This window comes from Enterococcus sp. DIV2453a (assembly GCF_050533535.1).
Taxonomy (GTDB): domain Bacteria; phylum Bacillota; class Bacilli; order Lactobacillales; family Enterococcaceae; genus Enterococcus; species Enterococcus faecalis.
Window position 1 is genome coordinate 1,090,436 of sequence record NZ_CP172899.1, and the last position, 11,776, is coordinate 1,102,211.

General features: G+C 37.5%; 11 protein-coding genes. 6 read left to right on the top strand and 5 right to left on the bottom strand.

Annotated elements, in window-relative coordinates; translation table 11 throughout:
- Positions 1–7 precede the first annotated feature (7 nt).
- The gene (locus IGK03_RS05480; RefSeq protein ID WP_002363772.1) at positions 8–973 is read left to right on the top strand and encodes a LacI family DNA-binding transcriptional regulator; all 966 of its coding nucleotides are present in this window, start codon (positions 8–10) and stop codon (positions 971–973) included.
- 32 nt (positions 974–1,005) lie between these two features.
- On the opposite strand, the gene IGK03_RS05485 is transcribed toward IGK03_RS05480, so the two are convergent.
- Complete coding sequence (locus IGK03_RS05485) at positions 1,006–1,536, bottom strand: DUF5067 domain-containing protein (protein WP_002384665.1); 531 nt, start codon at positions 1,534–1,536, stop codon at positions 1,006–1,008.
- A gap of 270 nt (positions 1,537–1,806) precedes the next feature.
- On the bottom strand, positions 1,807–2,520 hold the full coding sequence (locus IGK03_RS05490) for a GntR family transcriptional regulator (RefSeq protein WP_002366529.1): 714 nt from the start codon (positions 2,518–2,520) through the stop codon (positions 1,807–1,809).
- A gap of 242 nt (positions 2,521–2,762) precedes the next feature.
- On the opposite strand from IGK03_RS05490, the gene IGK03_RS05495 reads away from it, so the two are divergent.
- From IGK03_RS05495 to IGK03_RS05505, 3 genes are all read left to right on the top strand, one after another.
- Entirely contained in the window at positions 2,763–4,196 is a 1,434-nt protein-coding gene (locus IGK03_RS05495) for a glycoside hydrolase family 1 protein (RefSeq protein WP_010713484.1), read from the top strand.
- Positions 4,197–4,220: 24 nt separating this feature from the next.
- On the top strand, positions 4,221–5,270 hold the full coding sequence (locus IGK03_RS05500; RefSeq protein ID WP_010712336.1) for an oxidoreductase: 1,050 nt from the start codon (positions 4,221–4,223) through the stop codon (positions 5,268–5,270).
- Between the two features lie 473 nt (positions 5,271–5,743).
- Positions 5,744–6,202 carry a DUF441 domain-containing protein gene (locus IGK03_RS05505; protein ID WP_002357887.1) on the top strand — a complete coding sequence of 153 codons (459 nt, stop codon included), beginning with the start codon at positions 5,744–5,746 and terminating at the stop codon, positions 6,200–6,202.
- 38 nt (positions 6,203–6,240) lie between these two features.
- On the opposite strand, the gene IGK03_RS05510 is transcribed toward IGK03_RS05505, so the two are convergent.
- The 3 genes from IGK03_RS05510 to efbA all read right to left on the bottom strand — a co-directional run bounded on the left by IGK03_RS05510 (position 6,241) and on the right by efbA (position 8,787).
- Positions 6,241–6,582 (bottom strand): iron-sulfur cluster biosynthesis family protein, encoded by a 342-nt coding sequence (locus tag IGK03_RS05510; protein ID WP_002391631.1) that lies wholly within the window; start codon positions 6,580–6,582, stop codon positions 6,241–6,243.
- A 73-nt stretch (positions 6,583–6,655) separates the two neighbouring features.
- Entirely contained in the window at positions 6,656–6,919 is a 264-nt protein-coding gene (locus tag IGK03_RS05515) for a hypothetical protein (protein ID WP_002381957.1), read from the bottom strand.
- Positions 6,920–7,074: 155 nt separating this feature from the next.
- Positions 7,075–8,787 carry a fibronectin-binding protein EfbA gene (gene efbA / locus IGK03_RS05520; RefSeq protein ID WP_002393195.1) on the bottom strand — a complete coding sequence of 571 codons (1,713 nt, stop codon included), beginning with the start codon at positions 8,785–8,787 and terminating at the stop codon, positions 7,075–7,077.
- A gap of 219 nt (positions 8,788–9,006) precedes the next feature.
- On the opposite strand from efbA, the gene IGK03_RS05525 reads away from it, so the two are divergent.
- Both IGK03_RS05525 and trpX read left to right on the top strand, forming a co-directional pair.
- Positions 9,007–9,666: a hypothetical protein gene (locus IGK03_RS05525; protein WP_033625509.1), complete on the top strand. Its 660-nt coding sequence runs from the start codon at positions 9,007–9,009 to the stop codon at positions 9,664–9,666.
- Positions 9,667–10,786: 1,120 nt separating this feature from the next.
- Entirely contained in the window at positions 10,787–11,776 is a 990-nt protein-coding gene (gene trpX, locus IGK03_RS05530; RefSeq protein ID WP_002391629.1) for a tryptophan ABC transporter substrate-binding protein, read from the top strand.

Sequence of the window (11,776 nt, forward strand, 5' to 3'; positions counted from 1 at the left end):
GTAGTCCATGGTAGGAATTAAAGATATTGCAAAAAAAGCAGGCGTATCAATCTCGACCGTTTCTTACGCATTGAATGGGAGTTCAAAGGTAACTGAAGAAACACGAACGCGCATCCAAGCAATTGCTGAAGAGCTAAACTATGTTCCTAACATGGCCGCTCGCACATTAAAACGTCGTCAAACCAATATTATTGGTGTCTATTTGGCCGATTATGGCGGTAGTTTTTATGGTGAATTGTTGGAGGGAATTAAGAAAGGCTTAGCACTGTTTGATTATGAGATGATTGTCTGCAGCGGTAAAAAGTCACATCTTTTCATTCCTGAAAAAATGGTGGATGGGGCAATTATTTTAGATTGGACATTTCCAACAAAAGAAATTGAAAAGTTTGCTGAACGAGGCCATTCAATCGTTGTCCTTGATCGAACCACTGAGCATAGGAATATTCGGCAAGTTCTCTTGGATAATCGTGGCGGTGCCACGCAGGCAATTGAGCAATTTGTCAATGTGGGTTCAAAAAAAGTTCTTCTGCTTTCTGGACCAGAAAAAGGTTATGATAGCCAAGAAAGATTGGCTGTTAGTACACGAGAATTAACTCGTTTTGGGATACCTTATGAAATTATCCAAGGCGATTTTACCGAACCTTCTGGCTATGCGGCTGCTAAAAAAATTTTGAGTCAACCACAGACAGAACCAGTCGATGTTTTTGCTTTTAATGATGAAATGGCGATCGGTGTCTATAAATATGTTGCAGAAACAAATTACCAAATGGGGAAAGACATTCGGATTATTGGTTTTGATAATTCTGAACTAGGTGCGTTTGTGCAACCGCGATTAGCAACAATTGCCTATTCTAAACATCGATGGGGCATGGTGGCTGCAGAGAAAATTATTCATTTAATGCGGGGAGAAGCTGCTGAGAGCGAACACATTTACACACGTTTTATAGAAGGAGAATCTTTTCCGTCTGAATAATAAATAAAAAGTTTGGTCCAATGCTAGCTAAGCTAGCGGACCAAACTTTTTTCTGTAATGGTAATTTCTTCTGATGCAATGGGTTCATCCAGACTGAGAAGGCGATCTCTAAATTTAAAATGGACCGGCTTGTTCTCATTAATAAATTCATACGGGTAAGCGCCTTGGATTGTTTCACCAGGATTGATTTCATCTGCTAAACGATCTAATTTGTCTTGGAAAGGTGAATCTGTTAAGACTGCATATTGTAAATTTTGGGCTTTTCCGTGGACAGTTTGGCTAACTTCCATAAAACTTTGAATCATTAGCTGAATATTTTGTGTTTTTTCGGTTGTATTGGTTAATTCAAACAGGACATAAAACATTGGTTTGCCTTGATAATCTTTTCCTTTATGCAAGGCAGTTAAGGCTAAACGTCCATCTGGAACCAACAATGTTCGATTTTCATACGTCCCAATACTTGTCGCCAACACTTCATCAGGTGCGGGCGCACTTTGACTTGCTGGGCTGCCACTTACAGTTGAACAAGCACTTAATAAGGTACTTAGAACGAGTAAGCTCATTAAAATGTAGGGTTTCCTCATATAAAGTCCTCACTTTGGTTGATTGACTATGTAAAAAACAAATTGCTTGTATCTATATAAAAAAGAGTGCTACAAGCAATATTTTAATCGTAGTTCTAGTAAATAGCAATACTTTTATCAAAATTCATGTTTGGAAATATAATTTGAAAAATATTTTTAACTAACAGAAAAACATTTCTAACAAAAAGTATTGGCTCAAAGTAAAGAGATCATTTTGTTAGAAATGAGAAATGGCAACATAAAAGTTTTCTATTTTTCTGCAATTAAGACAGTTTCAAAAGTGAATTCACTAGGAATATGATTCGCAATTGAGTATTCAAAAATATGTCCATTGCCTAGGTAAGCAATTTGTTCTGCACGCATCAGGAAATCATTATCGGTTAAGTTTAAATATTTTTTTTCCAACGCAGAAGGACGGATCCCAGAAATGCTGACCCGCGCACTTTGAATTTTTTGATGCAATTGTTCCGAAATATATTGATAAATGGAGACTTTCAATTCTTTCATTGTCAAGTTCGGAATTAAAGCAACGGGCATCCAAGTGTATTCAATAATTGAGGGCACATCTTCGATAATCCGTAAACGAATAATTTTGTAGACTAACTCTTCTTCTGTAATACTTAATTTTTCAGTCACCCAAGGCTCAGGTACTTCTGTTGCAAAGCCTAAAACCACGGATTCAACTTTTCCATCGTAGGTTGAGTAAGTGCCGGTTAACGGAGAAAATTTAGTAATGGTTCGATTTTGAAAGTCTTGAACAAAGCTGCCCGAGCCACGTCGTCTGACAACATAACCTTCTTGCACAAGCAAATGTAAGGCTTTTGTAATGGTTAGTTCGCTGACCTGATATTTTTCTGCAAGAAGACGACCTTGGGGTAACTTTTGATTAATGGGATAAACACCTGCTTCAATATCCTGTTTTATAGCTGCATAAATTTCTTTATAACGTGTATTTGTCCGCATCAGAGTCCTCCTTTATCACCAGTATTTCTCTCATTATACCATGAATTTAACATGTTAAAACTATATATTTATTTTTAACGTAACCACTTAATAATCAAGTACTTAAATAAAAGTAGTTGACTTATTCTTTTTAAAACTATATAGTTTTAAAAGTAAACAGAAGAACTTATTGATCTGATTGGTACTTTTTGTGAAAACCTTTTACAATAAAAGGGCAGCACAGAAAAGAGGGAGGTATGACAATGGAACATCACCAACTAAAAGCATTTCCGCAAGATTTTTTATGGGGCTCTGCTTCGGCAGCTTATCAAGTAGAAGGTGCTTGGAATGAAGACGGCAAAGGCGCCTCTGTTTGGGATGAATTTGTTCGGCTACCAGGAAAAACGTTCAAAGAGACAACTGGTGATTTAGCCGTCGATCATTATCATCGTTTCAAAGAAGATGTGGCTTTAATGAAACAACAAGGTTTAAAAGCATATCGTTTCTCGATTGCATGGACACGAATTTTACCTGAAGGACGTGGTCAAGTAAATCAAGCGGGACTGAAATTTTATTCAGATTTAATTGATGAGTTATTAGCGGCAGGAATTGAACCAATGGTAACTTTGTATCATTGGGATTTGCCAGCTGTTTTGCAAAAAGAATATGGTGGCTGGGAATCAAGAAAAATTATTGATGATTTTGTGGCCTATGCGAAGATTTTATTTGACGCTTTCCGTGGCAAAGTTCGCTATTGGATTAGTTTAAATGAACAAAATGTGTTTACTTCGTTAGGTTATCAATTAGCCGTGCATCCTCCCGGCGTAACAGATAATAAACGGATGTATGAGGCCAATCATATTGCTAATTTAGCCAATGCAGCAGTGATTAATGCGTTTCATGAATTAGAAATGCCTGGCAAAATTGGCCCTAGCTTTGCTTATACGCCTGTTTATGCCGTTGATGCGCATCCTGCCAATGTTTTGGCGGCAGAAAATGCAGAAGATTTGTTGTCGCATTTTTGGTTAGATGTCTATCTTTGGGGAGAATACCCAATTGCCGCATTAAATTACTTACAGGAGCAAGGTGTGGCCCCAACGATAAAAGAGGGCGATTTAGCGTTACTACGTTCAGCCAAACCTGATTTTCTAGGTATTAATTATTATCGGACGGATACGGTTGCTGCTAATCCATTAGATGGTGTTGGAATAGGGAAGATGAATACAACGGGTGAAAAGGGTTCTGAAACGGAATCTGGGGTACCGGGTTTATTTAAAAAAGTAAATAATCCATATGTTGAACGAACGAACTGGGATTGGGCCATTGACCCGCAAGGTTTGAGAATTGCCTTACGACGATTAGCTAGTCGCTATCATGTGCCTATTTTAATTACTGAAAATGGGTTAGGCGAATATGATACCTTAACAGAAGATAAACAAATTCACGATACGTATCGCATTGATTATTTGCGAAGCCATATCCAAGCGATTCAAGAGGCGATTACGGATGGCGTTTCAGTTATTGGTTATTGTACATGGAGTTACACCGATTTACTGTCGTGGCTTAACGGCTATCAAAAGCGTTATGGTTTTGTCTATGTGGATCAAGATGAAACACAAAAAGGTTCCTTAGAAAGAATCCCGAAAGACAGTTATTATTGGTATCAAAAAGTCATTGAAACAAATGGACTTATCTAATTATAAGAAAAGAGTGTGGAAAATATGACAGTAAAAATGGGGTTTATTGGATTTGGTAAAAGTGCCAACCGCTACCATTTACCTTACGTAATGATTCGAGAAACACTAGAAGTGAAAACGATTTTCGATTTACATGTTAATGAAAAAGCAGCAGCGCCCTTTAAAGAAAAAGGCGTAAATTTTACCACTGACCTTAATGAATTATTGACGGATCCAGAAATTGAATTGATCACAATCTGTACGCCTGCGCATACACATTATGATTTAGCCAAACAAGCCATTTTAGCTGGTAAATCAGTGATTGTGGAAAAACCATTTTGTGATACGTTAGAACACGCAGAGGAATTATTTGCATTAGGGCAAGAAAAAGGGGTAGTAGTGATGCCTTATCAAAATCGACGTTTCGACGGCGATTACCTAGCGATGAAGCAAGTAGTAGAGCAAGGCTTTTTAGGAGAAATCAATGAAGTGGAAACGCATATTGATTATTATCGACCAGGAAGTATCACGGAACAAGGACCTAAAGAAAATGGTTCGTTTTACGGACTAGGCATTCATTTAATGGATCGCATGATTGCTCTTTTCGGGCGTCCAGATCAAGTCACTTATGATATTCGTAATAATGAAGTGAGCGAGGCAGTCGATAATTATTTTGACGTTGATTTACATTATGGTTCAAAATTAAAAGTAAAAGTTAAAACGAATCATTCTGTCGCTAGTCCGTATCCACGTTTTATTGTTCATGGCAGCAATGGCTCGTTCATCAAATATGGCGAAGATCAACAAGAAAATGATTTAAAAGCCGGAATCATGCCGGATGCACCAGGCTTTGGAGAAGATTCACCAATGTATTATGGAGAAGTGACCTACCGTAATGGCAATGGCGACTGGATTAAAAAACAAATTAAAACGCCTGTAGGTGATTACGGTCGTTATTATGATGCCGTCTATGAAACGTTGAAAAATGGTGCACCGCAACTAGTAACTAAAGAGCAAGCATTAACTAACATCGAAATTTTAGAAGCAGGTTTTCTTAACCCAAGTCCAAGTGTTTATCGTTTGAAAGAAAACTAAAGCGTGTTTAAATGACTTGAAAAGCGCCTGCCCCACAGTCCAGACAACTGTGGGGCAGGCGCTTTTATTTATAAAGAGTTGTGAATTTTAATATAAGAAACGTATATTGTTAGTAAAAATAAAAAAAGGAAAGACATCTTAGTAGCACTACTTCCCCAAGAATTGCTACTAAAATGTCTTTTGTGATGCTCGCTCAATTGAAGAGCCTTAAATAGGATATCGAATATCCAGTATAAATGCAAGTAAACTACTTTATAGTTAATATTAGTATACTTCATAAAATAATTTTTCAAAGAGAAAAAGGCTTGTTATGAGAAAAAATTAATTTTTAACTTGTTTTTTCTAAGCAAGATTCGGGTGAAAAAGACAATAATTACTGAAGCTGAATGGTAATTAAAGAGGTTCTTTGCTAAAATAGGAAAGACAAGAAAGTTTGGTTAACGAAAGAACCAAATCAGAAAGGAGGACAACCAGTGGAAAGTTGGCTTTTTTTACTACTGATTGCCTTGATTGCGTTTGTTGCAAAAAATCAAAGTTTATTAATTGCGTCAGTTGTTGTGCTTGCTTTAAAAGCTTTACCAAATAGTGCGAAAATCATGTCGTGGTTGTCAGATAAAGGCATTAATTTAGGCGTCACAATTATTTCAATTACCATTTTAGTCCCGATTGCTACAGGACAAATTGGCTTAAAGGATTTAATTCAATCATTCAAAACACCGATGGGATGGCTGGGGATACTTTGTGGAATTCTGGTGGCTGTTTTATCCTCAAAAGGAGTAGGTTTAATTAATCAATCGCCTGAGATTACGGTGGCCTTAGTTTTTGGAACGATTCTTGGCGTCGTTTTTTTAAAAGGAATTGCAGCTGGTCCGATTATTGCATCGGGGATGATGTACGTAATCATTACTACCTTTCAAGCCTTTCAACACTAAAAAAGCAAACAAAACGCGTAAACGTTTTGTTTGCTTTTTTAGTGTTGATAAATGTCCACATTACTATCTAATATGCCACTTTCATTTTTTAAAGTAATGGTTCCCGCATTCGGATGAATCACTAGCTGTAAATGCCCTGTTAAAAACATTTGGTCATACGTTGAAGTATAGACGTGAAAAGAATCATTAGCAATTGTTTCGGTATAAGGCGCTTCTGCTTGATCAACAGGAACGATAATGAAACGATCGCCAATCATACAACAACCTTCTGCGGAAGAATAAGGATTAGAGCCGTCATTTGCTACCAACAAGAAGGTGTTCGTTTCAGTTAAGAAAGGGGCTAAACGTTGTTTTACTTCTTCAGAAATAGTCAGAGACATTTGCCTCACTCCTTTAAATAGTATGTAAAAGGAAGAGGGTAGCTTGTCGCTATGCCGCTCTTCAAAGGTTTTGTTATTTGCTTGTTTCTTTACTGCTTTTTTTGAAAAGAGCAATAGAAAAGGCGACAACTAAGACAACTGTTGCAGCTAAAACAAATGGATTTTTTGTTGCTGATGTGAACCCTAGGACTGTTGAACCAATCGCACCTACGTAAGATAAAATAATCGCTGCTTTCTTTGGTGTTGAAAGTTCTGTAAAGCTATCGCGGAAGGCGACACCTAAACCTAAAGCGCCAATAAAGGCAAACATCCCAAAAATAATGTGTAAAAAGACCATGAATTTCACCTCCAACAGTCAGTATAGAGAGAAATAGCTAGTTTGTAAACTAATTGAGCTTACTTGTGTTATTTATCACTTGATAAATGTCTTTGCCAATGCAAAAAAACAACGTACGATCAATCGGCAGTACGTTGTTTTTTAGTTTAATATAATTAGGAAGCAGAAGCCTTATTTTGCTGGATTTTTTTGATCGATTCTTCTGTTGGCGTCACATATAACGTTCGTTGGTTTTCATAAATCACATAACCTGGTTTTGCTCCATTGGGTTTATGCACATGTTTTACTTGGACATAGTCAACAGGCACTTGTGAAGAAAGTCGATATTTTGAAAAATAAGCTGCTAGAAGTGCGGCTTCAGTAAGGGTTTCTTCGCTAGGATGTGCGTCACGAATAATTACATGAGATCCAGGAATATCTTTGGCATGGAGCCAATAATCAGTTTTTTTAGCGGTTCGTAAAGTCAATTGATCATTTTGCAAATTGTTTTTTCCAACGAGAATAGGTGTGCTATCTGTGGCATAAAAAAGATCGGGTTGGCTTTTTTTCGGCTGTTTTTGTTTTTTATTTTTTTTACGTTTTAAATAGCCTTGCTCAATCAGTTCTTCACGAATCACTTCAATGTCCATTGGTGTCGCAATTTCAAGTTGTGCCACAACTGACTCTAAATAAGAAATTTCTTGTTGCGTTTGCTGAATTTGTGTCTTAACAACTCGGACAGCATTTTTCAATTTTTGATATTTTTGAAAATATTTTTGTGCATTTTGATTAGGTGAAAGTGCAGGATTTAGCGAGATACGCAACGGTGCATTTTCTTCATAATAATTTGGTAATTCCACCTCGGTGGCTCCTTTTGGGACTTGTGCCATGAAGGTTGTTAATAGTTCTCCGTCGCGACGGTAATTTTCAGCGTTTTCTGTATCGGCTAAGGTTTGTTGTAATTTTTTAAGTTTCTTTTGATTTCTTTTTAGTTCATTTTCAATTTTGCGAATTAGTTCGCCGCCTTGTTGTTTGACACGGTCTTTCTCTGCTTTACCAGAATAAAAGGCATCTAGTAATTCACTGAGTGTCGGATACGTTGTTTGTTCACCAACTAATGATTGATAAGGAATGGGCGTAAAATATTCTTTTTTTTCAGTGACGGTTAATGTCGGTACAACAGCTTCAGTGACTGAGGACCAAAATTCCGTCCAGATGGCCATTTTTTCATTTGGTTGTGCAAGTAAACGGGCACTTAATTCGTCTGCTGTATCTTTGCCTAGACCTTGGAAATGTTGTTGTAAATAGCGTCCGTTTAATTCAGGAGCTGTAGAAAGAAGCGCAAAGACTTCTTCTTTTGAGGCCGTGAGCGGATTAAGTCCCATTGGTTTTGGCGGTTCAATATAAGTTGCTCCAGGAAGCAACGAACGATAACTATTTTGGCTCATTCCAATGTGTTTTATCGCATCTAAGATTTTTCCAGAAGATTGGTTAACTAAAACGATTGTACTGTGACGTCCCATTAATTCAACAATCAAAACAATATTTTGTAAGTCACCTAGTTCATCTCTTTTTGAAAAGGTGAAGTGAATCACGCGATCATTTTCTATTTGTTGAATCGTTTCTAAAATGGCACCGTCCAGAAATTTTCGTAACATCATCACAAAATTAGGAGGTGTTTCTGGATTGCTATAGGTAATTGTAGATAGTTGTATGCGCGCATAACTAGGATGTGCTGATAATAATAATTTATGGTTTTTACCTTTCGCACGAATGACTAAAACGACTTCGTTTTCATAAGGTTGATGGATTTTTGAAATCCGGCCACTTACGAGTGTTTCTGTCAACTCATGAACCATGCTATGAGTAAATACGCCATCAAATGACATAATAAATCCCTCGTTTCTTTCCGACTAATAGCTTTATTATAGCGGAGTTTTTGAATTTAAGAAAGAAGCTTGTTAAAAAGGAGTTGGGTTTTCCTTAGAAAGCTGGGGAAGTTTGCTGGTTTTTTTAGTAATTAAAGCGCAAGGGTAGGCAAGAAAGAAAATGATTAGTATAATAGATAAGAACTAAAAGCGAGGAGCGATTAGAAGTTGAATAATTTTATGGAAGAACTAAAAGAGGCACTTTATGAATTAAGACAAAGAAAACTGTTAATGATTACCGCTATTGTAGCATTAGTATTAATAATTGGCTCAATCATTTTTATTCCAACGATGCAAAAAAATATTCGAGCTGCTCAAGTTGAATCGTTAGTCGCAGGACCCATCAAATCAGAGAAAGTCAGTGTCTTAGATTACAAAACAGCAGACAAGAAAATCCAAGAAACAGGAGCCATGTCAGTCATGTTTGCTAAACCATCTGGCAAGCAATACGATCAAATGGTGAAGCTGTTTAATTCAGATAAAATGAATGAATTTCATCGTTCGCTGTATATCTATCCGTTAATTTATAATGCTGGCAAAGCACAAGAGCAATACAATGTTAGCGGCGATGAGATCACGCTTGTTTTCTTTGAAAATGGCAAAGAAAAGACACGGACGGTTGTCGAAAAATCTATGGATTTAAAAACACAATTAATACCAGAATTAAATCGATTACCGATGGCTGGCGTTTTGAAAGACCAACAAAAGGCAGCCCAAGAAGCTGAAAAAGAAGCAGCAAAGACCGCGGAAACACAGACGACGACCAGCACGACTGGCGTTGCTCAATCTACTGAAACGACGATAGAAAGCACTGATACAGTACCAGAAACTGGTGAATAATAGCTAGCTATGTTAAACTTAGATTGTAGAAAGTTTTAAGGAACTAGAAAGAGGGGATTTTCGATGGCATTAGTAATTTCAATGACGATTTTAGTAAGTTTATGGCTGATTCAATCGCAAAAACAAGCAGTTAAAGTTCCCGTGAAAATTGAAAGAAACCGAAACAATTAAGTGGTAAATATGCTGAAATAAAGAAAAACGAGCCTCTCATAAGAGTGGCTCGTTTTTTAGAAGTAAAAGAAATGCAAGAAAATAAAAACTTTTTCTTGACGAACAAAATCAATATAGTGTAGACTACCTTTAACAACATAACTAGGAGGGAAAATACATGACACAATTATCTAACGTAAAAGAAATGCACCAATCATGGCAAAACTGGCGTAGATAGTTGTATGTATGATTCTTTCATAGATACAACTTTAGAAGACTTATTCTAAAAAGTGTATCTATGCTGGTTATATTCAAGAAGAAAAAACGACCACATAGAGGACCCGTCTATGTGGTTTTTGTTTTGCATAAAAACAACGACCACTCCTAAACACTTAGGATAAGTCGTTGTTTTTTTGCTACGAATCACTACGATTGGCACGAAGTGACAGAGTAGATGATGAGTAGCACAAGGTGAACGAAGAGAACGTTGTCCCATTCGTACAATCACTACGATTGGCACGAAGTGACAGAGTAGATGACGAGTAGCACAAGGTGAACGAAGAGAACGTTGTCCCATTCGTAGAAAAGTGCTCCTGCGATTCTCACCAAAGTTGCGATCCTCGTCGCAGTTAAATCCTGACAAGCACTACGATTGGCACGAAGTGACAGAGTAGATGCAGGCTGCGTATACTCGCCGCAGTTTGGCCTTTAAGAGTGATGAGTAGTACAAGGTGAACGAAGAGAACGTTGTCCCATTCGTAGAAAAAGTGCTCCTGCGATTCTCACCAAAGTTGCGATCCTCGTCGCAGTTAAATCCTGACATTTGTAAAAAAGTGTTCCTAGGATTTTGACTAAGCAGAGGATTACGAATCTCAGTTTCACTTTCAACGGAAGAAACGCCCTATAGATAATGGTTTTATTATTAAAAAGAAAAAGTTGCCAAACAAAAGGGCAGTTAGGAGAATGCAAAATGAAAAATAAACGTTTAACGTTTGTCGTGTCTTTATTAGCTATTTATTTAATTGGTGCTTTTTTTGTGAATCAAAAAGTGACGAATTCAAAGAAAGAAACCGTTACTGTAGGGGTTTTGCAGTTTGTCAGTCACCCCGCATTGGATGAAATTTATAAAGGTGTTGAGGAAGGGTTAAAGGAAAATGGCTATGACAAAGGCAAAAACTTAGAAATTATTTTTCAAAATGGTCAAGCCGACCAGAGTAAGTTAGCAATCATGAGTCAACAATTAGTACAAAAAAAGGCAGACGTTTTAATTGGTATCGCCACGCCAGCTGCGCAAGCGTTAGCCAACACTACCCAAGAAATCCCGATCATTTTAGGCGCCATTACGGACCCTGTTAGTGCAGGATTGGTGAAAGACAATCAAAAGCCAGGCGGTAATATCACGGGTGTTAGTGATCAATCTCCTTTGTCAGCCCAGATGGATTTACTAAAAGAATTGATACCAGCTGCCAAAAAAATAGGTATTCTCTATGCTTCCTCAGAAGAAAACTCTCGATACCAAGTAGCTGAAGCGCAGAAAGCAGCTGAAGCCAAAGGATTGACAGTGAAAACATATGCTGTGCCATCAAGTAATGAAATAGCACAAACGGTTCAAGTGATGACTAAGGAAACAGATGTGATTTATATACCAACTGATAATACGATTGCTAATGCTATGCAAACGGTAGTCGGAGAAGCAAATCGAACCAAGACGCCGATTATTCCTTCGGTGGATACAATGGTAGAACAAGGCGGTTTAGCAACTGTTGGGATTAATCAACATGCGTTGGGGGTACAAGCCGGCAAAATGGCAGCAGAGGTTCTGTCTGGGAAAAGTCAACCAGCAACTACACCCATTTATACCTTTAATACAGGCGACACAATTATCAATGAAAAACAAGCTCAAAAGTTAGGGATTACGATTCCCGCAGAGTTAGCAAAAAAATCGAAATTGATTAACTAA

Bases quoted from the DNA above. Each gene is read 5' to 3' on its own strand.
- IGK03_RS05490 (WP_002366529.1), bottom strand. From the start codon at position 2,520: ATGCGGACAAATACACGTTATAAAGAAATTTATGCAGCTATAAAACAG.
- IGK03_RS05485 (WP_002384665.1), bottom strand. From the start codon at position 1,536: ATGAGCTTACTCGTTCTAAGTACCTTATTAAGTGCTTGTTCAACTGTA.
- trpX (WP_002391629.1), top strand. From the start codon at position 10,787: ATGAAAAATAAACGTTTAACGTTTGTCGTGTCTTTATTAGCTATTTAT.
- IGK03_RS05510 (WP_002391631.1), bottom strand. From the start codon at position 6,582: ATGTCTCTGACTATTTCTGAAGAAGTAAAACAACGTTTAGCCCCTTTC.
- IGK03_RS05480 (WP_002363772.1), top strand. From the start codon at position 8: ATGGTAGGAATTAAAGATATTGCAAAAAAAGCAGGCGTATCAATCTCG.
- IGK03_RS05515 (WP_002381957.1), bottom strand. From the start codon at position 6,919: ATGGTCTTTTTACACATTATTTTTGGGATGTTTGCCTTTATTGGCGCT.
- IGK03_RS05500 (WP_010712336.1), top strand. From the start codon at position 4,221: ATGACAGTAAAAATGGGGTTTATTGGATTTGGTAAAAGTGCCAACCGC.
- IGK03_RS05525 (WP_033625509.1), top strand. From the start codon at position 9,007: ATGGAAGAACTAAAAGAGGCACTTTATGAATTAAGACAAAGAAAACTG.
- IGK03_RS05495 (WP_010713484.1), top strand. From the start codon at position 2,763: ATGGAACATCACCAACTAAAAGCATTTCCGCAAGATTTTTTATGGGGC.
- efbA (WP_002393195.1), bottom strand. From the start codon at position 8,787: ATGTCATTTGATGGCGTATTTACTCATAGCATGGTTCATGAGTTGACA.